Source organism: Rhodococcus sp. MTM3W5.2, assembly GCF_001984015.1.
In the GTDB taxonomy this organism is placed as follows: domain Bacteria; phylum Actinomycetota; class Actinomycetes; order Mycobacteriales; family Mycobacteriaceae; genus Rhodococcus_G; species Rhodococcus_G oryzae.
This window is the reverse complement of sequence record NZ_CP019572.1, coordinates 1,870,348-1,893,916: the sequence shown is the minus strand read 5'-3', so window position 1 is coordinate 1,893,916 and position 23,569 is coordinate 1,870,348. Positions and strand designations below refer to the sequence as shown.

21 protein-coding genes, 2 tRNA genes and 2 pseudogenes are annotated in these 23,569 nt (G+C 68.1%); 13 read left to right on the top strand and 12 right to left on the bottom strand.

The genetic code is table 11. The features are described 5' to 3' along the window. Positions 1-17: 17 nt before the first annotated feature. From BTZ20_RS08680 to BTZ20_RS08670, 3 genes are all read right to left on the bottom strand, one after another. Complete coding sequence (locus BTZ20_RS08680; protein ID WP_077041078.1) at positions 18-650, bottom strand: response regulator; 633 nt, start codon at positions 648-650, stop codon at positions 18-20. Next, positions 647-1,591: a sensor histidine kinase gene (locus tag BTZ20_RS08675; protein ID WP_317616083.1), complete on the bottom strand. Its 945-nt coding sequence runs from the start codon at positions 1,589-1,591 to the stop codon at positions 647-649. The genes BTZ20_RS08680 and BTZ20_RS08675 overlap by 4 nt, the downstream gene beginning before the upstream one ends. Before the next feature lie 269 nt (positions 1,592-1,860). After that, the gene (locus tag BTZ20_RS08670; protein ID WP_077041077.1) at positions 1,861-2,745 is read right to left on the bottom strand and encodes an amidohydrolase family protein; all 885 of its coding nucleotides are present in this window, start codon (positions 2,743-2,745) and stop codon (positions 1,861-1,863) included. A 157-nt stretch (positions 2,746-2,902) separates the two neighbouring features. Between BTZ20_RS08670 and BTZ20_RS08665 the strand changes: the two genes are divergently transcribed. The 3 genes from BTZ20_RS08665 (at position 2,903) to BTZ20_RS26680 (ending at position 6,106) form a co-directional block, all read left to right on the top strand. Continuing rightward, complete coding sequence (locus tag BTZ20_RS08665) at positions 2,903-4,315, top strand: acyl-CoA dehydrogenase family protein (protein ID WP_077041076.1); 1,413 nt, start codon at positions 2,903-2,905, stop codon at positions 4,313-4,315. A gap of 28 nt (positions 4,316-4,343) precedes the next feature. Further along, complete coding sequence (locus BTZ20_RS08660) at positions 4,344-5,552, top strand: acyl-CoA dehydrogenase family protein (protein ID WP_077043581.1); 1,209 nt, start codon at positions 4,344-4,346, stop codon at positions 5,550-5,552. Positions 5,553-5,791: 239 nt separating this feature from the next. After that, on the top strand, positions 5,792-6,106 hold the full coding sequence (locus BTZ20_RS26680) for a WhiB family transcriptional regulator (protein WP_317616096.1): 315 nt from the start codon (positions 5,792-5,794) through the stop codon (positions 6,104-6,106). Here BTZ20_RS26680 and BTZ20_RS08650 read toward each other — a convergent pair. Further along, complete coding sequence (locus BTZ20_RS08650; protein WP_077041075.1) at positions 6,099-6,623, bottom strand: hypothetical protein; 525 nt, start codon at positions 6,621-6,623, stop codon at positions 6,099-6,101. The two genes, BTZ20_RS26680 and BTZ20_RS08650, sit on opposite strands and share 8 nt — an antisense overlap. Positions 6,624-6,809: 186 nt before the next feature. Here BTZ20_RS08650 and BTZ20_RS08645 point away from each other — a divergent pair, with 186 nt between their 5' ends. Then, positions 6,810-8,435, top strand: coding sequence for an acyl-CoA synthetase (locus BTZ20_RS08645; RefSeq protein ID WP_077041074.1), 1,626 nt, complete (start codon positions 6,810-6,812; stop codon positions 8,433-8,435). Positions 8,436-8,550: 115 nt separating this feature from the next. Here BTZ20_RS08645 and BTZ20_RS08640 read toward each other — a convergent pair whose 3' ends face one another. The 4 genes from BTZ20_RS08640 to BTZ20_RS08625 form a co-directional block, all read right to left on the bottom strand. After that, entirely contained in the window at positions 8,551-9,090 is a 540-nt protein-coding gene (locus BTZ20_RS08640; protein ID WP_223263682.1) for a type 1 glutamine amidotransferase, read from the bottom strand. 75 nt (positions 9,091-9,165) lie between these two features. Continuing rightward, positions 9,166-9,242 (bottom strand) — tRNA-Met (locus tag BTZ20_RS08635). 14 nt (positions 9,243-9,256) lie between these two features. After that, positions 9,257-9,595: a hypothetical protein gene (locus tag BTZ20_RS08630; protein WP_077041073.1), complete on the bottom strand. Its 339-nt coding sequence runs from the start codon at positions 9,593-9,595 to the stop codon at positions 9,257-9,259. A gap of 161 nt (positions 9,596-9,756) precedes the next feature. Next, positions 9,757-9,833, bottom strand: a tRNA-Met gene (locus BTZ20_RS08625). A gap of 447 nt (positions 9,834-10,280) precedes the next feature. On the opposite strand from BTZ20_RS08625, the pseudogene BTZ20_RS29400 reads away from it, so the two are divergent. After that, positions 10,281-10,873, top strand: a pseudogene (locus BTZ20_RS29400) (transglycosylase family protein). A gap of 68 nt (positions 10,874-10,941) precedes the next feature. Here the strand turns inward: BTZ20_RS29400 and BTZ20_RS08615 are convergent. Beyond that, positions 10,942-13,865 (bottom strand): annotated as a pseudogene (locus BTZ20_RS08615) (UPF0182 family protein). Between the two features lie 82 nt (positions 13,866-13,947). Between BTZ20_RS08615 and BTZ20_RS08610 the strand changes: the two are divergent. Further along, positions 13,948-14,565: a PPA1309 family protein gene (locus BTZ20_RS08610; protein WP_262982559.1), complete on the top strand. Its 618-nt coding sequence runs from the start codon at positions 13,948-13,950 to the stop codon at positions 14,563-14,565. A 21-nt stretch (positions 14,566-14,586) separates the two neighbouring features. On the opposite strand, the gene BTZ20_RS08605 is transcribed toward BTZ20_RS08610, so the two are convergent. Then, positions 14,587-15,609 carry a PDZ domain-containing protein gene (locus BTZ20_RS08605; RefSeq protein WP_077041071.1) on the bottom strand — a complete coding sequence of 341 codons (1,023 nt, stop codon included), beginning with the start codon at positions 15,607-15,609 and terminating at the stop codon, positions 14,587-14,589. A gap of 90 nt (positions 15,610-15,699) precedes the next feature. Here BTZ20_RS08605 and BTZ20_RS08600 point away from each other — a divergent pair, with 90 nt between their 5' ends. The 3 genes from BTZ20_RS08600 (at position 15,700) to BTZ20_RS08590 (ending at position 19,399) form a co-directional block, all read left to right on the top strand. After that, positions 15,700-17,073 carry a zinc-dependent metalloprotease gene (locus tag BTZ20_RS08600; RefSeq protein ID WP_077041070.1) on the top strand — a complete coding sequence of 458 codons (1,374 nt, stop codon included), beginning with the start codon at positions 15,700-15,702 and terminating at the stop codon, positions 17,071-17,073. Positions 17,074-17,171: 98 nt separating this feature from the next. Further along, positions 17,172-18,062: a hypothetical protein gene (locus BTZ20_RS08595; protein WP_077041069.1), complete on the top strand. Its 891-nt coding sequence runs from the start codon at positions 17,172-17,174 to the stop codon at positions 18,060-18,062. Next, a complete protein-coding gene (locus tag BTZ20_RS08590; RefSeq protein WP_077041068.1) occupies positions 18,059-19,399 on the top strand; it encodes an ABC1 kinase family protein in 1,341 nt (446 codons plus the stop codon). The genes BTZ20_RS08595 and BTZ20_RS08590 overlap by 4 nt, the downstream gene beginning before the upstream one ends. A 15-nt stretch (positions 19,400-19,414) precedes the next feature. Here the strand turns inward: BTZ20_RS08590 and BTZ20_RS08585 are convergent, their stop codons facing one another. After that, positions 19,415-20,032 (bottom strand): TetR/AcrR family transcriptional regulator, encoded by a 618-nt coding sequence (locus BTZ20_RS08585; RefSeq protein WP_077041067.1) that lies wholly within the window; start codon positions 20,030-20,032, stop codon positions 19,415-19,417. Between the two features lie 169 nt (positions 20,033-20,201). Here BTZ20_RS08585 and BTZ20_RS08580 point away from each other — a divergent pair, with 169 nt between their 5' ends. The 4 genes from BTZ20_RS08580 to BTZ20_RS29750 are packed head-to-tail and all read left to right on the top strand — an operon-like array spanning position 20,202 to position 22,824. Then, a complete protein-coding gene (locus tag BTZ20_RS08580; RefSeq protein WP_077041066.1) occupies positions 20,202-21,374 on the top strand; it encodes an aromatic ring-hydroxylating oxygenase subunit alpha in 1,173 nt (390 codons plus the stop codon). A 33-nt stretch (positions 21,375-21,407) separates the two neighbouring features. Further along, positions 21,408-21,917, top strand: coding sequence for a nitroreductase family deazaflavin-dependent oxidoreductase (locus BTZ20_RS08575; RefSeq protein WP_077041065.1), 510 nt, complete (start codon positions 21,408-21,410; stop codon positions 21,915-21,917). Between the two features lie 32 nt (positions 21,918-21,949). Next, entirely contained in the window at positions 21,950-22,447 is a 498-nt protein-coding gene (locus BTZ20_RS29755; protein WP_411269117.1) for an endonuclease/exonuclease/phosphatase family protein, read from the top strand. Continuing rightward, complete coding sequence (locus BTZ20_RS29750; protein WP_411269116.1) at positions 22,393-22,824, top strand: endonuclease/exonuclease/phosphatase family protein; 432 nt, start codon at positions 22,393-22,395, stop codon at positions 22,822-22,824. Before BTZ20_RS29755 ends, BTZ20_RS29750 begins: the two co-directional genes overlap by 55 nt. Positions 22,825-22,883: 59 nt before the next feature. On the opposite strand, the gene BTZ20_RS08565 is transcribed toward BTZ20_RS29750, so the two are convergent. Next, positions 22,884-23,162, bottom strand: a complete 279-nt coding sequence (locus BTZ20_RS08565) for a WhiB family transcriptional regulator (protein WP_077041064.1) — start codon at positions 23,160-23,162, stop codon at positions 22,884-22,886. Between the last annotated feature and the right edge of the window lie 407 nt (positions 23,163-23,569).

The following is a 23,569-nucleotide window of genomic DNA, read 5'->3' as shown; positions in this document are numbered from 1 at the left end:
GGTTTTCGGGCCGAGGCTCAGCCGCGTTTGTGCGAGTAGACCGCCAGCCGGACCCGGTTGTCGCAACCGGTCTTGTCCATCAGGTTGGCGATGTGCGTCTTCACGGTCGTCACCCCCAGGTGCAGCCGGTCCGCGATCTCCTGGTTGCTCAGCCCGTCGCCGACGAGAACCAGCACCTCCTGCTCGCGCGCCGTCAGCGCGGCCTCCACGTCCCCGGCAGACTGCGGGCCGCCGTCGAGCGCACGGTCCACCAGCCGCCGAAGCAACGCGGGCGAGAACAGCATGTCACCGTCGACGATGCGGTGGATCGCGCTCAACAGATCGGTGGGCGCGGTGTCCTTGACCAGGAATCCCGCCGCCCCAGCCGCCAGCGCGGGATAGAGGTGATCGTCGTCGTCGAAGGTCGTGAGCACCAACACCTTCGCCTGCGGCCACGACCGCACGATCTGCCGGGTCGCCTCGATGCCGTCCAGTCCCGGCATCCGCAGGTCCATCAGGATCAGGTCCGGGGACAACTCGGCGGCCAGCCGGACCGCCTCGACGCCATTCGACGCCTCGCCGACCACCTCGAGGTCCTGCGTCGACTCGCACAGCATCCGCAGCCCCGCGCGGACCAGGCGCTGGTCGTCGACGATCAGCAACCGGATCACTTCTCCCCCTCCTCTGCCGTGACAACGACGGGGAGCCAGGCATCGACCTCCCACCCCCGCTCGGTGGGGCCGACGTCGAGGGTGCCGCCGACGAGTTCGACGCGCTCGCCCATCCCGATGATCCCGTGCCCGGCCGGATTCGGGGCGCCGGCGTCATGGCCGGAGTCGGTGACACGGACTGCGATGCCCGCACTTCGGCGTGCCACCGTCACCGCGACCTCCCCGCCGGGGTCCACGTGCTTCATGACATTGGTCAGCGATTCCTGCACCACCCGCAGCAACGTGAGCCTGCCGATCGCGTCCAGCCCGCCGAGGTCCGGGTCCACCTCCGAGGTGACCGCGTATCCCGCCGCCCGGGTGCGCTCGATCGCGGCCTCGATCTCGGTCGGCACCGCGTCGGACTCGACCAGCGCGACCTCGCCCAGGGCCGGATCCCGCAACGCCACCAATAGCCTGCGGATGTCGGAGAGCGCATCGGAGGCCGTCGCGTGCACGTCGTCGAGCACCCCGTGTACCCGCGGGTCCGCATCTGCGAGCACGTGCCGCGCGACCCCGATCCGCAGCACGATCGATGCCATGTGATGCGCGACGAGGTCGTGCAGTTCCCTCGCGAGCGCACTGCGTTCGGCGGTCCTCGCGTGGAGTTCGGCGTCGGCCCTGCGTGATTCGGCGGCCGCGGCCTGTGCCCGGTAGGTCACCGCTAGGTCCCGTTGCGCACGCAGGTACAGCCCGAGCAGCAGGGGTAGGCCCACATATGCCACCGTCGAGACCGCGGTCGCGGGGCGCCAGAAGTCCGTATGGCTGTCGACCCAGATCCCGGCGAGCACCGCCCCGGTCCAGCACGCGGTCGCCGTGACCACTTGCCAGGTCCGATGTGTGCGCATCGCGACCTCGGCCAGCGACACCGCCCCCAGATACGGGACCAGCTCGGACAGCCCCATGCGTCCGCGGCGAAAAGCGGAACCGCCAGCGCGGACAGCACGACCGAGACGGGTAGCGGCCACCGGTCGCCCACGACGAAGACCGCAGCCGCGGCCACGGACAGCAGCCAGTAACCGGCCGGCACCTGATACTCGCCAGGGAAGTCGCTCGCGAGCAGCATCAGCGGCACCAGAACCAGGGGCGCACACCGCACCAGCGGGCGCAGGTCGCTACGCGGTCGGATCACGATCACGACTCAACGGTAGGTGAGCCGATGGCCGGAAACCTCCTACCTGGGGAGGAGGCCGTAGACGCGTCGCGCGTTCGTCTCGAACAGGGCGGACCGGGCGTCGGCATCGAATTGCGCCGCCGCCGCTTGGTATCCGTCGTACAGCCGGTCGAAATCGCCGTACATGCGGTCCACAGGGAAGTTGCTCGCGAACATCGCCCGCCCCGGACCGAAGACCTCCAGGCACCGAAGCACCCAGGGTCGCTGGACGGCCCCGTCAAGGGTGTGCAGCGCCATACCCAACCCGGAGATCTTGCACTGCACGTTCGCGCGCTCACCGAGCGAACCGAGCGCGTCCGACCACTCATCGAAATCCGCTGCGGCGATGGGCCATCCGGCGTGCTCGAGCACCACGACCAGATCCTCGTGGCCGCGCAGCGCCTCGGACCAGCCCGGCATGGAGCGAGGATGCGCTACGAGGTCGAACACCAGCGAGTGCCGCCGCAGGTAGTCGAGCAGCGGCACGGTCACCTCGGAATCCGGGCGGAGCCCACGCAGCACCCGGATCCCACGGAAGAGCGGGTTGCGCCGTTGCGCGTCGAGGTCGGCCCGGATCGAGGGCCAGCAGGCGGCCGGGTCGATGGTGCCGATCGCCGCAGCGGGCCAACCGTCCACGCGCGCGAGCTCCCCGATCCACTCCAGTTCGTCGAGATGTGTTCCGGTTCGGCTGACGGCCGAGACATGTACGATCGCGCGGACCTCATAGCCGACGGTGTCGACGAGGTAGTCGGCCGCGGTGTAGTCGTGTGCCAATCGGCGCAGGTCACCGAGCGTGGAGGGCCTCGCGTCGCTCCGCTCCTGCATCAGCGGGTACCACGGCCGTCTCGACGGCAGCCAGTGATGCACGTGCGGGTCCACGATCGCGATGGCCTGGTTGTCCGCCATACCCCCAGCCTGGCGGCGGGGGTGTCGATGATCAAGCGCGGTCACCGCGGACCGGGAGACAGGGCGGGTGACCGTGATCACTCTGACAAAATTCTCGACTTCCTATCTTACTCCGGAGTAAGATAACGGGTGTCCACGACCGAACACCGAGAAACTGGTGATCATGAGTAAGCAAGACAGCGTTGTGAGAGCTAACGGCGCCAAGGGTGAGCCCCGCGACACCTCCGCCGTAGGCCTGAACCCGGTGAAGCGGGACGCGATGGGAGCAGCCATGCGGGTGCTCACCAAGATCACCGGCTCGGAGCTCGCCGAGAAGTACAACCTCCGCCAGACCATCGACCGGGTCACCTACGAGGGCACCAAGACCGGCTTCAAGACGCTCGGAGCGGCGACCAGGACGTTCACGAAGGTCTCGGGCGGCGGCCAGCCGAAGCGCCTGCCCACTGCCGAGGCCAAGAACGCCGACTACTTCGACATCACCCCGAACGACGAGCAGAAGATGATCGTCGAGACGGTCCGCGATTTCGCGGGCGAGATCCTGCGCCCCGCCGCGCACGACGCGGACGCGGCCGCCGCCTCGCCCGCCGACCTGGTCGGGCGCGCCGCGGAGCTCGGCATCACCCTCATCAACGTGCCCGAGGAGCTCGACGGCGCCGCCAGCGAGCGCGGCGCGGTCACCAACTCCCTCGTCGCCGAGGCGCTCGCACACGGCGACATGGGCCTGGCGTTGCCGATCCTCGCGCCGAGCGGCGTCGCGGTCGCCCTGACCCAGTGGGGCACCGACAGCCAGCAGCAGACCTACCTCCCGGCCTTCACCGGCGAGAAGGTGCCGAATGCGGCAGTTGTGGTCAACGAGCCCCGCGCACTGTTCGACCCGTTCGCGTTGCAGACCAAGGCAGTTCGCTCGCCGAGCGGCTACAAGCTCAACGGCGTCAAGTCCTTCGTGCCCGCCGCCGCGGACTCCGAGCTGTTCCTCGTCGCGGCCGAGCTGGACGGCAAGCAGGCCTTCTTCATCGTCGAGTCCGACGCCAAGGGCCTCGTCGTGGAGGCGGACCCCAGCATGGGACTGCGCGCGGCCGGCCTCGGCCGGCTGATCCTCACCGACGTCTCGGTGCCCGAATCCGCGATCCTCGGCGACGGCGACGCCGCCCAGCGTGCCGCCGACTACGCCAACGCGATCCGCCTGGCCCGCCTCGGCTGGGCCTCGATGGCGGTCGGCACCAGCCAGGCCGTGCTGGACTACGTGATCCCCTACGTCAACGAGCGCGAGGCGTTCGGCGAGCCGATCAGCCATCGCCAGGCGGTGGCCTTCATGGTCGCCAACATCGCCATCGAGCTCGACGGCCTGCGACTGGTCACTCTCCGCGGCGCCTCCCGCGCCGAGCAGGGTCTGTCCTTCGCGCGCGAATCGGCGCTGGCCCGCAAGCTCGCCTCGGAGAAGGGCATGCAGATCGGCCTCGACGGTGTGCAGCTGCTCGGCGGCCACGGCTTCACCAAGGAGCACCCGGTCGAGCGCTGGTACCGCGACCTGCGAGCCATCGGCGTTGCCGAGGGCATCGTCCTCATCTGACGCCGCTGCTGTCCACTAGGAGACTTTGATGATCAACCTCGAACTTCCCAAGAAGCTCAAAGCCTCTGCGAACCAGGCACACCAGGTCGCAGCGCAGATCTTCCGGCCCATTTCGCGCAAGTACGATCTGGCCGAGCACGAATACCCCGTTGAACTCGACACCATGGCGGCCATGATCGAGGGCCTCAACGACTCGGGCGGTGACGTCGGCGGCGCTGCCGGTGGCCGGTCGGAGGCCTCAACCGAGCTGCTCGGAAACTCCAACGGCGGCAACATGGCCGCACTGCTCAACGCACTCGAGACCTCGTGGGGCGATGTCGGACTGATGCTCTCGATTCCCTTCCAGGGACTCGGCAACGCAGCGATCGCGGCGGTGTCGACCGATGAGCAGCTCGAGCGCTTCGGCAAGGTATGGGCCTCGATGGCCATCACCGAGCCCAGCTTCGGCTCCGATTCCGCAGCCGTCACCACCACCGCCGTCCTCGACGGCGACGAGTGGGTTCTCAACGGCGAGAAGATCTTCGTGACCGCGGGCGAACGCTCCACCCACATCGTGGTGTGGGCCTCCGTCGACAAGTCGAAGGGCCGCGCCGCGATCAAGTCGTTCGTGGTGCCGCGGGACGCCCCCGGCCTGTCCGTCGCGCGTCTCGAGCACAAGCTCGGCATCAAGGCGTCGGATACCGCCGTGCTGCTGCTCCAGGACTGCCGGATCCCCAAGGACAACATCCTCGGCAGCCCCGAGGTGAACGTGGAGCAGGGCTTCGCGGGCGTCATGCAGACCTTCGACAACACCCGCCCGCTGGTGGCCGCCATGGCCGTCGGCGTCGGCCGGGCCGCGCTCGAGGAACTGCGCGGCATCCTGGCCGAGGCGGGCGTCGAGGTCTCGTACGACACCCCCGCCTACAACCAGCACGCGGCGGCAGCCGAGTTCCTCCGCCTCGAGGCGGACTGGGAGGCGTCCTACCTGCTGTCGCTGCGGGCCGCCTGGATGGCCGACAACAAGAAGCCGAACTCGCTCGAGGCGTCGATGTCCAAGGCGAAGGCGGGACGCACCGGCACCGACGTCACGCTCAAGGCCGTCGAGCTGGCAGGCAGCCTCGGCTACTCGCAGCACACGCTCCTGGAGAAGTGGGGCCGTGACTCGAAGATCCTCGACATCTTCGAGGGCACCCAGCAGATCCAGCAGCTGATCGTGGCACGGCGCGTGCTCGGAAAGTCGTCCGCCGAGCTCAAGTAGTCTGCGCTGCAACCTGATTCATGGCATCATCCGCCCCGTCGCCTTCGTCGCGGCGGGGGCGGATTCGTCGCTGATCGAGATCGATGTCGATCAAACAATGGACGCCCGAATGGCAGTCTTGATCCACCAAAGTGCTTAATTAACAACAATTTCCGCGTGATTACCACCGGGAATCCGGATAATCGAATAGGGCATGATTCGACTACGTGACGCGTTCATCGAATAGTGCCCGACTGACGCTGGGGATCAATATCCCCAGCGACTTCGAGTCGCCACGCCCCGCAGAGCAGTGCACCTGGGTGGAACGCGCGCTGTGCCGCACCGAGCACCCCGATCAGATGTTCGTTCGCGGCGCAGCACAGCGTGAGGCGGCCGCGCTGTGCCGGCGGTGCCCCGTCATCGTTCAGTGCGGCATCGAGGCACTCGACAACGCAATCGAATACGGCGTGTGGGGTGGGATGACAGAGCGTCAGCGGCGGGCTTTGCTCAAGCGTCACCCGAACGTCGAGTCGTGGGCAGATTTGATGGAGATCGGCTCCACCGGCCCTACGTGACGAGCGCGATGCCGACGCTCGGGCCGCCGTCTGGCAACCGCACGAGCGGGCTGTTGGTGAACTTCAGCGGTGTCGGATCCCACCGCATCAGCGGGAAACCGACATTCTCCTGCCAGGTCTCACGCAGATTGACGACGATCGGACTGGCGAGAGAGCCCGGCCGGACCCAGAAGGTGTCCGGGGCGACCGCTCCCACTCCCACGAACTTCGCCGTGGGCGAACTCAGTACGTTGATGTCGTACACCCGGCGGTACTCGGTCAGTACATATGCCGCCTTCGGGGCTTGGTATTCCTTGGTCACCACCGCTTCGTAGATCGGGAGCCCCGCATTCCGGGCCGCGATCAGAGTTTGGGTCGTCATCCCCTGCGGAGCGGCGATGTCACCGACAGCGGCGCCAGCCACGAAAGCCGTGACAGGGGTTAGCGGATCTCCTGCTGCGGCCGCCGGTGCCGCCACACCGACACCGATCGCGACCGCGGCGACGGCCCCTATGAACACATGCTTCGACTTGATCATCAGTGAGATCCCCCTCAGTTGAAAACCAGAAACCTACCAATCTGTCGGTTTCGCATCCGGGCTCCGTTACAGCGCTGCCTTCACGGCTCCCCGCGCCGTTCGAAACCAGTCACCGGACACCCCACCCCGCACTAGGCTGACAACCATCACTCACCGGATCGATTCTGGGCTCAGGAGGCAATTCCAATGCCGGGTGTTCTGACGAAGACGATCGACACCCTCGGGGCGGCGAGGGTGATGGTGCGCGCGGGTCTCGTCCCGTTTCCGCGGGTCGACCGGGGTATCGCGGCCATCCTCGCGGTCCGCAAGTACGGCCCCTTCGCCGGGCCGATCCACGCGCACGCCGAGGCCGGACTCGACGCGGTCGCGATCATCGACGAGCGCGGGCAACTGACCTATGCCCAGCTCGAACAGCAGTCCAACGCCCTGGTGCGGGCCTGGGAGGCGACGGGCATCGCTCCAGGGTCGGTGATGGGCGCCATGTGCCGCAACCATCGCGGCCTGGTCCTCACGATGCTCGCCGCCGCGAAGCTGGGCGCCAAGCTGGTCCTGATGAACACCGGCTTCGCTCCCCCGCAGCTGGTGGATGTCGCTGCCCGCGAACAGGTTCGGTCCTTCGTCTACGACGAGGAGTTCGCCGCCGTCGCCGCCGCCCTGCCCTCGGACGTGCGGCTGTTCCTGTCCTGGGGCGAGGACACCGGGCAAGCGACCCGCACGCTCGACGACCTCATCTCCGGTCAGCCCACCCACGCCGTCCCCCATCCGGCCACGCACGGCAGCTTCGTGTTGCTCACCAGCGGCACCACCGGAACCCCGAAGGGCGCACCGCGCGAGCGCACGTCGCCGCTGGCATCCGCTCAGTTCCTCGACCGGGTGCCGCTGCGTCCCGGCCAGACCATGGTGATGGCGGCGCCCGCCTTCCACGGCACCGGCATGTCCCAGTTCGCGATCGCCCTCGCGCTCGGCCAGACGGTCGTCATGCAGCGCAAGTTCGACCCCGAGGGCAGCGTCCGCCTCGTCGCCGAGCAACGGGCCGACGTCCTCGTCGTGGTCCCGACCATGCTGCAGCGGATCATCGACCTCGGCCCCGAGACCCTGTCGAAGTACGACACCACCAATCTCAAGATCATCTTCGCCGCTGGGTCCGCCATCTCCCCCGATCTGTGCAGGCGCACCACGGGAGCCTTCGGACACGTACTGCACAACCTGTACGGCTCAACCGAAGTCGCGGTCGCGACGGTCGCAACGCCTGCCGACCTCGCGCTGGCACCCGGCACCGCGGGCAGGGCACCGGTGACCTGTCACGTCGAGCTCTACGACGACGCGGGGGTGCGGATCACCGAACCCGAGGCGGTGGGCAGGATCTTCGTCTCCTCTGGACTGAGCTTCAGCGGATACACCGACGGCCGCGACAAGGAGCGGATCAACGGGCTACTCGCCACCGGCGACGTCGGGCATTTCGACAAGGACGGGCTGCTCTTCGTCGACGGCCGCGACGACGACATGATCGTCTCGGGCGGCGAGAACGTCTACCCCCTCGAGGTCGAGAACCTGCTCTACGAGCGCCCTGATGTACTGGAGGTGGCGGTGATCGGCGTCGACGATGCCGAGTTCGGCCACCGGCTCAAGGCATTCGTGGTGCCGACGCCGGGCTCCACACCCGACGATCAGGAGCTCAAGGCCTATGTGAAGGAGCACCTCGCCCGCTACAAGGTGCCCCGCGAAGTGGTCTTCCTCGAGGAGCTGCCCCGCAATGCCACCGGAAAGCTGCTCCGGCGGGTCCTGATCGAGATGGAAACCCCGAAGGACTAGCCGAGGAATGCGCCGATGATGGTACGGCCGACGGCCTCGATCTCTGCCAGCCGATCCGCGTCGGGCGCGGTGCCCGCCGGCATGTGTTCGCGCAGCACGGGCAGCTCGGCAGCCGTCAGCTCGACATGGAACTGCAGGCCATAGGCGTTGTCCCCGACCCGGAAGGCCTGGTGCGGGTAGGACGCGCTGCCCGCGAGCAGCACCGCCCCTCCGGCAGGTCGAAGGTGTCGCCGTGCCAATGCACCACCGGCATCTCGCCGTCGATTCCACCAAAGATCTTGTCCGACTTGGCGGCATCGGTGAGGGTGACCGTCCCGGCACCGAATTCTCCTGCGGGGCCCTCGAATACGCTTGCCCCCAGAGCCGCCGCGAGGAGCTGGGCCCCGAGACACACTCCGATCACCGGGACGCCGAGATCGAGGCAGTCACGGATCAGCGCGCGTTCGGCCGCCAGGTGCGGGTGGCCGGCGTCGTCGAGCGCATTCATCGGACCACCCATGACCACCAGTCCGGCGCACTCGGACGCCTCCGGGAGGCTGTCTCCGTCGAAGGGCTCGCAGATCGAGTAACCGATCCCCCGTGCGCTGAGCACCGTCCCGATCAGGGCCGGTCCCTCGAAGGGGACATGCTTGATGATCCACCAGGTTTGAGTCACCGGCCAAGACTGGCACAACAGTGACATCACCGAGAAACAACGAAAGCCCGGTCCGAAGACCGGGCTTTCGTTCATTGGTAGCGGGGACAGGATTTGAACCTGCGACCTCTGGGTTATGAGCCCAGCGAGCTACCGAGCTGCTCCACCCCGCGCTGCACTGATAACTCTACACGAGAATTGGGGCACTCCCGACCACAGCCGAATCCAGCGGATCGGTATCCCGATCCAGCGCCTCCCAGGTCGACTCGTAACGCCTGCGCGTCACCTCGTCCGCGTCCTGCAACAGGGCATCCAAGAGCGACTTCGGATCGCGTCGCCACGTCTCCACGACAACCGCGACCTCCTTGTCGGAGAACACACCCGATCGGGCAACTGCGGAGATCCACTCCTCGAACACCCCGCATCGGATCCGCTCGACGGCATCGAGATCGAAGCCGCCCTCGACAAAATCGTGCGAGAACATCGCGGCGACGTAGTCACCATGAACCAACTGTTCGGTCTTCATGGGGGTGGACACCTTCCCTGGCGTGGCTGGCGAGACGTTTCACAGCCTGCCGCCTACCGGGTCCCACGACGACGGGAGTACTACCCAGGTACATACCTGTTTTCGCATCGGGAACCCCGGAAACGACGAAAGCCCGGTCCGAGGACCGGGCTTTCGTTCATTGGTAGCGGGGACAGGATTTGAACCTGCGACCTCTGGGTTATGAGCCCAGCGAGCTACCGAGCTGCTCCACCCCGCGATGCATTTACGAAGTTACACGAGCGGCGGAACAGAACACAAATCGCGTGTGCCGGGGCCGGAATCCGCCCCCAGCAAGCACGAGATCGGGTGACCCAAGGCACAAATGGGCCGTGATCCCAGCCACATAACGGGCGCGTAACGAACACGCATCCTGTTGACAACGGCGCGCACTCACCTGCGGAAATGTTCGATCCGGCACGGATTTTCGGGGGCAGGCAACGTCCGGACGGCGGGATGACCGTGTCGAAAATGTTGCGTACGGTCGCCACCGGCCCGAAACAACCGGGCTTAAGCCGACCCGCCGCTGCTCACTCTGCCCCGCGGGATCGGAACCCCGAAACCTTCGAGGGGCAGGGACGCGGCGCCAGTGTTTGTGTGCCGGGCGAGAGGAACTCACTCCGCCCCAGGCCGGCCCGTTCGCAAGCGCGGAGAGGATTCACCCCGCATGACGACTCGCAAGATGACCACGCGTGCCCTCGGATGGGTTGCCGCCACCGGCGCACTCGTCGCAGTTCCCTTCGGCCTCGCCACCGGCACCGCCAACGCCGCCTCCCACAACTGGGACGGCGTCGCGCAGTGCGAGAGCGGCGGTAACTGGGGCATCAACACCGGCAACGGCTACTACGGCGGCCTGCAGTTCTCCCAGAGCACCTGGACCGCCAACGGCGGCAGCGGCTCGCCGCACGGCGCCTCCAAGGCCGAGCAGATCCGCGTCGCGGAGAACACCCTCGCCAGCCAGGGCCCCGGCGCCTGGCCGCACTGTGGTCAGTACCTGACCACCGCGACCGAGGACGTTGCCCCGGAGCCGGCCCCCGCGCCCTCGCCCGCCCCGCGCCCGCTCCGGTCGAGATCCCGGCCGTTCCCGCGGTCATCGCCCCGGCCCTGCCTGCCCTCGAGACCATCCCGGCGCCCGCCGCCGAGCAGGTCAAGCAGGCGTCCGACGCCGCCGTCGCGCTGGCGAACCAGCACGGCTTCGGAGATCAGATCCAGCAGCTGATCGCCAACAACGGTGTGGCCCTCGCGAGCCTGACCCGCTGATCCAGCTCCACAGCAAAGGGGCCCTGCCATCCGGTCGGATGGCAGGGCCCCTTTGCTGTCGTGCGCTGTTACTTGGGTAGCCCCTGGTAGGCGTCGACCGCCTTCTGCAGCCGGTCGAGCGCCGCACCGTACGCCGCGAAGTCGCCGCTCTGCTGCGCCGTCTTGACCGCCCCGAGCGCTGCGTCGACCTCGGTCAGCGCGGCGTCGACGTTACCGCCCGGTGCCGGCGGCGGGACCGGGGTCGGTCCTCCCGGCGGCTGCGCCTGCTGCTCCCCATCCGTCGCAGGCGGCGCCCCGCCCGGCGCGGTCGCCACAGAGGCTGCCCCCGAACCGAACACCTGATCCAGCGCCTCCGCCAGCGTCGGCGCATAGCCGACGCGAATGCCCTTCGTGTCGGTGAAGCTCACCAGCACCGCGGTGAGCTGCGGGAAGGCATTCGCCGAATTCCGTTGGGTGTACAACGGTTCGACGTACAGGATGCCGCCCTCGGCGATCGGCAGCGTCAACAGATTGCCGTACTGGATCTTGTTCGACTGCTTGATCAGCGACAGCGCGCTGGCCACCGTCTGATTCGACGTCATCGCGGTCTGTGCCTGCTGCGGGCCCTGCGTCTGCGTCTCGGTCGGCAACTGCAGCACGGTGAACTTGCCGTAGTCCTTCGGATCCGACGCGACCGAGATGTACGCGGCCAGCAACTCCCGGTTGTAGCCCTCCATGGGGCTGGTCAGCTTGAACTCGGGCTTCGCCGTCTCCTCGTTGCCGAGCAACACGTAATACGGCGGCTGGTTCTTGTCCGTCTCCACGGTGGGGTCGCTGGGCACCGACCAGAAGTTGTTGTTCGTGAAGAACTCGTTCGGGTCGTCGACGTGGTACTTGGCGAGCATCTCCCGCTGCACCTTGAACAGGTCCTCGGGGTACCGGAAATGCGCCCGAAGGTCGTCGGTGACCGCACTGTTGGGCTGGACGGTGCCCGGGAACACACCCATCCAGGCCTTGAGAACGGGGTCCTGCTCGTCCACCTGGTACAGGGTCACCGTGCCGTCATAGGCATCGACGGTGGCCTTGACCGAGTTCCGGATGTACGAGACCTCCTTCTTCGGCAGCAGCCGGCCCGTGGCCTGGTCGACGCTGTCCTCGACCAGTCCGTCGAGCGAGGAGCGCTGCGCGTACGGGTAGTTGTCGAGTGTGGTGTACGCGTCGACGATCCACTGCATCCGGCCCGCGACCACCGCGGGGTAGATGGTGCCGTCGGTGGTCAGCCACGGCGCGACCTGGTTAACCCGGTCCCTGGGGTCGCGGTTGTAGATGATCTTCGAATCGTCGCCGATCGCGCCGGAGAAGAGGATGTTGCGCTCGGTGTACTTGGCCGCGAACGCCATGCGGTTCACCCAGTTGCCGATCCCGACACCACCGGCACCGGTGTAGGTGTACTTCGAACTGTCGGTGTCGTACTCGCGTGGCTCGCCGCCCGCGGCGCCGACGATGGCGTAGTCGGCATCCGACTTGGCGATCACCTCACCGTAGTAGATCCGCGGATTGTCGACCCGCAGAGCCGGATCCGACGGCTGCGTAGTGAGATCGCTGACGCTGTAGATCGGGTAGCCACCGGTGTTGTTCTGGGCATCGCCCGACACCTTGGTCACCTGGTTGGCGGGCGCGGCGACGAAGCCGTTGCCGTGTGTGTACACGGTGTGCTTGTTGATCCAGTCGGTCTGGTTGTCGCTCAGGCTCGCGGGCGAGAGCTCGCGCGCGGCCACAACGAAGTCGCGCAGCTGACCGTTCATCTCGTACCGGTCGATGTTGAGCGCCTTCGGGAAGGCATAGAAGTTCTTCAGCTGCTGCTGCGCGGTGAAGGTCGGCGACAGGATGTTCGGGTCCAGCAGCCGGGTGTTCGCGATGGTCGTCACGTCCGCGGGCACGTCCTGCGGCTGCTTCGTCGCGACGCCCGTGTATTTGACGTATTCGACGTTGTCGTCGGTGATCCCGTAGGCCTGCCTCGTCGCCTGGATGTTGCGCTCGATATACGGGCTCTCCTTCTGCGCGGCGTTCGGCTTCACCGAGAACTGCTCGACCACCAACGGGTAGACGGCGCCGATCAGGATCGAGGAGAGCACCAGCAGCGCGGTGGCCATCGCGGGGATCCGGATGTCGCGCAGGAAGATCGCGGCGAAGAACGCGAGGGCGCAGATCACCGCGATGGCCATCAGGATCAGCTTGGCAGGCAGCACCGCGTTGATATCGGTGTAGCTGCCGCCGGTGAAGGTGGGCTCCTTGCGGCTGCTCGAGAGCAACGAGTACCTGTCCAGCCAGTAGCCGACGGCCTTGAGGAGCACGAAGGTGCCCGCCAGCAACGCGAGCTGGACGGTCGCGGCCTTGGTCAGCGCGCCGTCCCTGCCGCTGAGCCGGAGTCCACCGAAGACGTAGTGCGTCACCAGGTTCGCGAAGAAAGCGATGAGGACGGCAACGAACAGCCAGTTCAGCACGAGCCGGAAGAACGGCAGATCGAAGGAGTAGAAGCCGATGTCGAGGCCGAACTGGGGGTCCTTGATACCGAACGACTCACCGTGCAGGAACAGCTGCACCGTCACCCAGTTCGACTGTGCGACCAGTCCGGCGAGCAGCCCCATCGCGACCGGGATGCCGATGCCGAATGCCTTCAGCCGTCCCATCACCGTGGTCCGGTACCGGGCGATCGGGTCGTTGGGCCCCGCGACGGGCACGAACACCGGCCGGGAGCGGTACGCCAGCAGCAAGGCCAGGAACACGGCTCCACCGACCAGCAACGCCACCGCAAGGAACAGGAGGAGCCTGGTGACGAGCACCGTGGTGAAGACGGTCCGGAATCCGACCTCGCCGAACCACAACCAATTGGTATAGGTGTCGATCAGCCGGGGACCGATCAACAACAGTGCCGCGGCTACGAGCGCCAGTACCAGCAGCACTCGACTTCGACGGGACAACGACGGTAAGCCGGTGGGGGCCGCATGCCCACGGTCCACTCTCCAGTGATTCGGGCGGCGCACAGGCGCCGCGGTGGTTGTGACCACTCTACGTGTGGGTGGGAGGATGGGACCGTGAGCGATAGCAATGGCGTGTACTACGGCCACCCGGCCGACTTCTCCGTCGACGCACTCCCCCGGTGCATACGCGAGGTGTCGGACTTCGTCGACGCGGGCGGATGGGGTCAACCGCCTGTGATGTTCGCCCTCGTCCCCACCGCGGTCCTGGCAGCCGCGGAGCCCGACCTCATCGATCAGCTCGAGGACGGCGCCGAGCTGACGCCGGTCGAGCAGGAGCCGTTCCCGGACGACATCGGTGGCGGCACCCCCGCGCTCGACGAGTTCCTGTCCACCACCAGCTGGCCCGCGGAGGTCGTCGGGTGCGCCCTGGTACAGGAGATCGTGGTGCTGCCACCGACGGCCGAGTCGGACCTCGACAGCGCGGTGGCTCCTGTGGTGACCGACGAGCACGCCGCCGACGAGATCGCCCGTGCCACCGCGAATGCCCACCCCGAACGCCGGGAGGCCCGGCTCATCGCCGCGGTGCTGCGGGACGGCCCGTCCGTCTGTGTGCTCCAGCTCAAGCCGGAGGACGACGACCTCGACGCCGAACCCGAGCTGCTCACCTACGAGGACCTCGCGCCGAACCTGGTGAACGCGCTGTACGCGACGTTCGACGCGTCCGACGACTGATCCGCTGAGCCGAGAGCGGCCCTAGCAGGCGGGCGCGTCGCCGCCGGAGTTCAGCGAGTCGAGCGCGGACACCGCGCCGTCGAGGTTGTCCACCTTCACCAGCCGCAGACCCTCGGGCACCCGCTGACGGGCCTCGTCGCAGTTCTTCGACGGCACCAGGAATGTGGTCGCCCCGGCCTCGCGGGCGGCGAGCAGCTTGTACGGGATGCCACCGATCGGGCCGACCTCTCCGTCGGAGTCGATGGTCCCGGTGCCCGCCACGAACCCGCCGCCGCTCAGCTCGCCGGGCGAGAGCTTGTCGATCACCGCGAGGGTGAACATCAGCCCCGCCGAGGGGCCGCCCACCTCGGCAAGGTTGAACTCCACGGTGAACGGGACCTCGGGCTTCTCCTGCGGGGTGATCCCCAGGTAGCCGTGGTCCGTGGCTCCCGGCCGCGCGCCGAGCGTCACCGGCACGGTCATCTCCTGGCCGTCGCGACGCAGCAGCACGCTGACCTCGCTGCCCGGCTCGAGCTCGGCGACCGCCCGCTGCACCTCACCGACGGTCTTGACCTGCGTGCCGTTGATGGCGGTCAGCTGGTCGCCCGGCCGCAGCGCGTCCTTGGCCGGTCCGTCCTCGGCGACGTCGACCACCTCGAGCGCGACGGGCAGGTCCAGGTAGTGCAGCGCGGCGAGTTCGGCGGAATCCTCCGACTGCGCGAAGTCCGCCTCGTTCTCCTGCTTGACCTCGTCCTTGCTCTTGTCCGGCGGGTACACCTCGGCGCGCGGCACCAGGCCGTAGCGCCCGCTGATCCAGTTCCCGAAGGCCTCGAAGATGTTGAGTCCGTCACGGACCGAGACTGTGGTCATGTTGAGGTTGCCCGACGTCGGATCGATCTCGGTCCCCTCGATCTCGACCACGGGCTTGCCGTCGGCCTCGCCAAGGGTGTTGAAGGTCGGTCCCGGTCCGAGGGCCACGAACGGCACGGTCACCGCGGTCCCGAGAGTGAAGAGCGCCACCACCGGCACCAGCGCAGCGGCCAGGGTCACCATCCGTCGATTCACCCGGCCCAGCGTAGAGGGCGGCCCGGCTTGTTCGCGCTGAGCGTCATCTCCGCCGCCATCAACCCCCACGATGCCTTGTACCGTTGAGCCATGAGCAATCCGCCGTTTGGTTTCTCGAATTCCGACGACGATCCCGACCGTGACAAGAGTCGGGACGGCGAGGGTTCGCCCGGTCCGGGCGGGATCCCGTTCGGCTTCACTCCCGAGGGCTTCGACCCGACGCAGCTCGGCCAGATGCTCACGCAGTTCGGGCAGATGCTCAGCGGCATGGGTAGCGCAATGGGCACCGGCGGCAGCGGCCCTGTCAATTACGACCTCGCCAAGAAGCTCGCTCTCCAGCAGCTCGGCACCGTGGCCCCGATCTCGAGCGGCACCGGCACGGCGGTCGCCGACGCCGCCCACCTCGCAGAGGTGTGGCTGGACGGAGCCACCACCCTGCCCGCAGGCGCGTCCAAGGCGGTCGCCTGGACGGCAGCCGACTGGCTCGAGAACACCCTCGACACCTGGAAGCGCCTGTGCGACCCGGTGGCCGAACAGATCTCGGGCATGTGGGCGACCGGTCTCCCCGAGGAGGCCAAGCAGATGGCGGGCCCGATGATGGGCATGCTCGGACAGATGGGCGGGTTGGCGTTCGGCTCTCAGCTGGGCCAGGCGCTCGGCCAGCTCTCCTCCGAGGTGCTGACCTCCACCGACATCGGGCTCCCGCTCGGCCCCAGTGGGGTCGCGGCGCTGCTCCCGACGGCGATCGAGAAGTTCAGCGAGGGACTGGAGCAGCCCGATCGCGAGATCCTGGTGTTCCTCGCCGCACGCGAGGCTGCCCACCACCGCCTGTACGTCCACGTGCCGTGGCTCCGGCAGCGGCTGCTGGCCACCGTGGAGGAATACGCGCGCGGCATCCGGATGGACTTCTCCGCGATCGAGGAGGCCGCCCAGGGCATCGACCCGAGCGCGTTGACCGATCCGTCGAAGATCGAGGAGATCCTCCAGCAGGGCGCCTTCGAACCGCAGACGACCCCCGAGCAGAAGCAGGCCCTCGAACGCCTCGAGACCATGCTCGCCCTCATCGAGGGCTGGGTGGAGACCGTGGTGTCCGAGGCACTCGGCGACCGCCTGCCCGGGGTGGCCGCGCTGTCCGAGACGCTCCGCCGTCGGCGCGCCACCGGCGGTCCCGCGGAGCAGACATTCGCCACCCTCGTCGGCCTGGAACTACGACCCCGCAAGGTCCGCGAGGCGTCACGCCTGTGGCACCTGCTCACCGAGAGCGCCGGGATCGAGGGCCGGGACGGGGTGTGGGCGCACCCAGATCTGCTGCCGGACTCCTCCGATCTGGACAGCCCTGCCGGATTCGTCGACCGCGTGGTCGGCGGCGGCACCAGCGCCTTCGACGACCCGATCGCGCAGCTCGAGGCGACCGAGGCCCGCGAGCGCGAGCAGGGCGGGGACACCGACCGACCGACGGAGTAGCCGGCAGGAACGAAAACCCAGGCCATCGGCGCCGCGCCCCTGTGGATAACCGGGTGCGCGGCGCTCGTCTGCGCTGCCGCACCTGCAAGGGTCGGGACATGACACCGGCCTCGGCACTGAGCGCGGGCCCGCGGCTCGATCCGCGGATCCCGATCCTGGTTCGGCCCAGCGGCACCGTCCAATTGGGCTGGGACCCCGAGCGAGCCCTGCTGCTCACCGTGCCGACCGGGGTCGCCCCGCCTGCGGTGGCCGCGCTGCTGCGGGTGCTCGACGGTCAGCACAGTCGCGACGAGATCCTCAGGCGGGCACGGGAGATCGGGCTGACCGCCGCCGACATCGAGGCCCTGCTGGCCGAGTTGGCCGGGGCCGCTCTTTTGATGCCCGCGACGACCGCACCCCGCTGCGTCACGGCCGTGCACGTGCACGGCCGGGGGCCGATCTCCGACGGCATCGCGGGCTCTCTCGCCGACGGCAGGGTGCGGCTGACCAGATCGGTACCGTTCGGCGGCACCGGGGTCCCGCGCATCGACCGGTCGGCCCTCGTGGTCCTGGCCGACGAACTGGTTCCCGATCCGGGGTTCGTGGCCGGGCTCGTCGAGGCGCGGATGCCACACCTGCAAGTCCGGCTCCGCGACGGGGCAGGCATCGTCGGACCGCTGGTGCTGCCCGGCCACACCAGCTGCCTGCGCTGCGCCGACCTCACCAGGACCTCCCGCGATCACGAGTGGCCGCACCTGGCCGCGCAGTTGCTCGGCGCGGTCGGACATGCGGACCCGGCGTCGATCCTGGCCACCACCGCGCTCGCGCTCGCGGAGCTGAACGTGCTGATCGCCGCGCAACCCGCGCGCTCCCCCGCCTGCCTCGACACCACCCTGGAACTGAACCTGACGACGTATCGACTGGTCAGGAGGACGTGGCCGCGGCATCCCGACTGCGGATGCCACCGCCGTGCCGGACATGTGGGCGAACCGGCGAATCGTCAGCCATGATGGTGGGCGTGTCAGACATCCCCCGCAGCAGTTCCGCCCGCACCGCCAAACTGGCGAGCATTCCGCTCGGGATCGCGGGACGCGCTGCGGTCGGGTTCGGCCGCAAGCTGGTCGGCGGCGACCGCGAGGAGATCGACGCCAAGCTGACCCAGCAGGCCGCCGAACAGTTGTTCACCGTGCTCGGCGAGCTCAAGGGCGGCGCGATGAAGCTCGGGCAGGCGCTGAGCGTGATGGAGGCGGCGGTCCCGGAGGAGTTCGCGGAGCCGTATCGGGAGGCGCTGACGAAGTTGCAGGCGGAGGCGCCACCGTTGCCCGCCAAGAAGGTTCACCGGGTGCTCGGCGAGCAGCTCGGCAGCAAGTGGCGGGACCGGTTCGCGTCCTTCGACGACGTTCCGACGGCCTCGGCGAGCATCGGGCAGGTGCACCGCGCCGTGTGGTCCGACGGCCGCGACGTCGCGGTGAAGGTGCAGTACCCGGGTGCGGACGAGGCCCTGCGCGCCGACCTGCGCACGCTGTCCCGCTTCGCAGGGATGTTCAGCTCGGTGATCCCGGGTGCGGACGTCAAGCCGGTCCTCGAGGAGCTCACCGCCCGCACCGAGGACGAGCTGGACTACCGCATCGAGGCGAACAACCAGCGAGCGTTCGCCGCCGAGTTCGCGGGCGACCCCAAATTCGCGATCCCGAAGGTGGTCGCGAGCTCGCCGAAGGTGGTGATCACCGAATGGATGTCGGCGACACCGCTGTCGACGATCATCGCGGGCGGCACCGCCGAACAGCGCAACAGCGCGGGCGCCTTGCTCGCCGAGTTCCACTTCGCCTCGCCCGCCCGGGTAGGACTGCTGCACAGTGATCCTCACCCCGGCAATTTCATGATGCTCGAGGACGGCAGGCTCGGCGTCATCGACTACGGCGCCTGCGCGCCGATGCCCGGCGGGCTGCCCCCTGTGCTCGGGAGGATGGTGCGGCTCGCGCTCGAGGAACGGTTCGACGAACTGACGGAACTGCTGCGCGCCAACGGATTCGTGCTGCCCGGCCGCAAGGTCACAGATCAGGAGATCGCCGACTACCTCCGTCCGTTCACCGACCCCATCCACACCGAGTCCTTCCACTTCACCAGGGCCTGGCTGCAGAAGGCGGCAGGGACCGCGACGGACTTCTCGTCCGCACAGTTCCGGACCGCACGGGCACTGAACATGCCTGCCGAGTACGTGATGATCTTCCGGGTGCTGCTCGGCTCGGTCGGCATCTGTGCCCAGCTCGATGCCTACGCGCCGTACATGGAGATCCTGACCAAGTGGCTGCCCGGCTTCACCGAGGACGTACCTGCGGCGGAGTAGCCATCCGGTCTCCGTTCACGTCGTGCCGGCCTGCGACTGCAATCGGTCCATCGCCGGCGCCACCCATTTCCGCAGATAGCTCCGCAACTCGGCGGCGCCTCGGGGCGGGCGTCCGGGGTCGATGACGAAGGACTGCACGATCCGGAGCATGTGCTCGACCAGTTCGTCGAGGCTCGCGCCCGTCAGGCCCGCTTCGGCCCAGTCGACGCCGAACCGGTCGAGGATCGACCGGCCGAACCTCAGCGCGGTGTCGGATGTGACGCCCGCGGAGAAGGCACTGGCCCGCCCTGGCGCGAGCACCATGTTCAGGTACTTCTCCTCGGGTATCTGCTCGAGGGTGTAGGCGATGCCCTCGACGACGGCGTCCGCGGGGTCGCGGATCGCACCGAGATGCGCCGCGAGGAGGTCGAGGAACGGGCCGGCCTGGGCGATCGCGGTGGCACCGAGCAGCGCCTCGGCGGTCGGGAAGTACCGATAGACGGTCTGGCGCGTGACGCCGAGGTCACGGGCCACCTCGGTGATGCTGACGTCGCCACCGGACCGGTCGAGTGCGCGGCGGGCCGCGTCGAGAATGCGGGCAATCGCCTCGTCGTCGTCGGCCGGTGTCGCACCAGACCAACCGTGTGTACGCATCCGCCCCTTCTCCCCTCCTGCCCGAGTGTCGGTCGAACCCTACCCGCGCGTCGGCGCACCGAATGGACCTGAGCCAGTGGAGTCGAATCCCGAGATTCAGACCGTACAAACGGTCTCTATTGTATGGTCTGAATCAGCGGCCGACCTGGACGCGCGAAAGGACCAGACGATGACCACACAGCCCGACACCCTTCGCACCGGCGTGACGGACGACCTCACCCGGCGCGCGCTCCGGCACGTCCTCGACAAGACGACCGAGATGGCGGAGTCGCCGTTGCGGGTGCCCCTGCACTACTACCGGGACCCGAAGATCACCGAGGTCGAGGAGGCACAGATCCTGCGGCGCACCCCGCTGGCGATCGTGCCCAGCGCCCAGATCGGCCAGCCGAACGACTACATCGTGCGCAGCATCCTCGGCGACTCGCTGCTGGTCACCCGAGACAGCGGCGGAACCACGCACGTCTTCCTCAACTACTGCAGGCACCGCGGTGCGATGCCGGCCTGCGGTTCCGGCAACGCAACCCGCTTCACCTGCCCGTATCACGCATGGACGTACAAGAACACGGGGAATCTGGTCGGTGTGCCCGGCAAGGAGGGCTTCGCCGGCATGGAGCGTTCCGACTACGGACTGGTGGAACTGCCGAGCGAGGAGAAGTACGGATTCGTCTGGGCGGTGCTGACCGCGGACGAATCCATCGACGTGGATACGCATCTCGGGCCCATGGGCCCCGAACTGGCCCAGTTCGGCTACGAGTCCTACGGGTACCACGACGAGCGCGAGTTCGAGTCGGACGTGAGCTGGAAGGGCGCGCTCGAGGCGTTCGCGGAGAGCTACCATTTCCCGTTCGTCCACTCCGAGAGCGTGATCGGCCAGAACACCATCGCGAACACCTCGATTCACGACACGTTCGGCAGGCACCACCGCATGGGCTTCCCGTTCAACTGGATCACCGATCTGGACACCAACCCGCAGGGAACGTGGGACCCGATCGCGAACATGGGGGTGGTCTACTGGATCTACCCCAACCTCATCCTCGCGAACAGCCCGGTCGGCGTCGAGGTTCTCGACATGCTCCCCGCCGGGTCCCCGACGCGCTGCACGCTGCGCCACAGCTGGATGGCCAAGTTCCCCGCGACCACCGACGAACAGCGCGACCTGTACGACACCGTCTTCGCGCAAGTGCACGGCGCGGTCCGCGATGAGGACTTCGCGATGCTGCCGCAGTGCGGCGAGGGGGTGCGGCGCGGCCAGCACGACCACATGATCATCGGCCGCAACGAGATCGGCGTCCAGCACATGATCAGGACCTTTGCCGCCGAACTCGGCGTTGCCCTCGGCTGAACTCGGCGTTGCGCGCGTGACGAAGGAGCACCCATGAACGAACGCACGACCCCACCACGGCCCAGCCAGCTCGATTCCCCTTTGCTGCCAAGGATCTTCAAGTACGTCGGCAGGTGCCAGGTCTGGCTCTACCGCCGCACCGGGGGACGCATCGGGGGCACATGGCGCATCGGTGCCGGATTCCGCAAACCGGTACCGACACTGCTGCTCGATCACCGGGGACGAAAGTCCGGCACCGTGTACACCACTCCGTTGCTCTACCTCGAGGACGGACCGGATGTGGTCGTGGTCGCCTCGCAGGGCGGACTTCCGAAGCATCCGCAGTGGTACCGCAACCTGTGTGCGGACCCGGACACCCACATCCAGGTCCGCGCACAGCGCCGCGCCGTCACCGCGGCCACGGCCGATCTTGCGCAGCGGGCCCGGTTGTGGCCGTTGCTGGTCGACGCCTACGCCGACTTCGCCACCTACCAGTCGTGGACCGAGCGTGACATTCCGGTCGTCGTCCTGCGGCCCCGCACACCGATCGGGTCGCCCGGGTAACCGCATAGGCCGACTGCCTACACTGGGCACTCGTGCGGATCGCGACCTTCAATGTCAACGGTATCCGGGCCGCGCAGCGGCGTGGTTTCGAGCACTGGCTGCGCGAGCGCGACCCCGATGTGGTGGCCGTGCAGGAGATGCGGTCCCGCGCGGCCACCATCCCGTCCGGGGTGTTCGGCCCCTATCACCTCGCCTACGACGAGGGCGTGCTGGCAGGCCGCAACGGCGTCGCGATCCTGACCCGGCAGGCGCCGGCAGCGGTGCGGACGTGGAGCGGCACGGCGGTGCTGCGCGCCCCCGGCGAAACCCACACCCACACAGTCGAACTCGGCCCGGCGCCGCTGGCGCGAGGACTGCGCGAGTTCGCCGACCAGAGGCGGTACATCGAGGTCGACCTTGCCGACGCTCCGATCACCGTCGCGTCGCTGTACCTGCCGAAGGGGGCCTCCCCGCCCATCTGCAGAAGCCCGGGCGAATGCGGGAGGCCCCGGACGGCGGCGCCCGCTACGAGCGGAAGATGCGCTTCCTGAACGGGTTCGCGCGACAGTTGACACGATCGCGCCGCGACGCCAGGGCACGCGGACGCGACCTGCTGCTCATGGGCGATCTCAACATCGCGCACACCCGACACGATGTGCGGAACTGGCGGCGCAGCAACCAGGTCGAGGGCTACCTCCCCGAGGAGCGCGAGTGGTTCGGCTCGATCCTGTCCCCCGCACCCTCGTCGATGTCGTCCGAGATCGGTGCCCGGACACCGACGGGCCCTACTCGTGGTGGTCGTGGCTGGGGCAGTCGTTCGCCGACGACACCGGTTGGCGCATCGACTACCACCTCGCGACCCCCCGGCTCGCCCGGGCGGCCGTCGCGGCGGGCACCGACCGTGAACCCGCCGCGGACCTCCGGATGAGCGATCACGCCCCGGTCGTCGTCGACTACGAACTCTGAGTCCGGCGCCGTGGCGTCCGGTCACGCGCAGACGGCCACCTTCCTCGGGCGACCGCGGGGACGCTTGCGCGCGATGACGACACCCTGATCGAGGATCTCGCCACCCCACACGCCCCACGGTTCGGCACGGTCCAGAGCCGCGCTGAGGCAGCGGGCACGAACCGGGCACTGTGCACACAGTGTCTTCGCCTGCTCGAGCTCGGCGGGGGTCTCACCGAACCAGAGATCGGGATTGTCGGCTCGGCATGGCAGTTCGCGTCGAGCGGGTGCGATCACGGTCGGCTCGCTGATGGCGGTCACGGTCCGGAAATCGTCTCGGCATGTCGCGGTAGACACGTCGTTCTCCTTAAAGCTCTGCGATGGATTCAGGTCGTGGTGCGAACCGAAAGCCGGGCTTTGGAGCAACGAGCTCAAAAACAAAGGCCACGGTCCGCTGGTGCGTCCGTGGCCAAGAGGAAGGAGTTCCTACCGAATGGTGATTCGGCCTCTACTCCGGGGCACGGACAAAAGCGCTGCTGCGTGTGCGCGATGGCGGACGACGCGCTTCGGCGCCACCGCCCACGTAGCTGCGGGCAGGTGAGCGGCGCCTGCGACACGAGCGGTCGCCGCGTACGCGTTCGCGCTGCGGTTCCAATCGATCATCTGCCGTTCACCTCCCTTTTCGTTCGTGCCGTCCCGCCGGTACCGGGGCACCTGCGGGCTTGTCT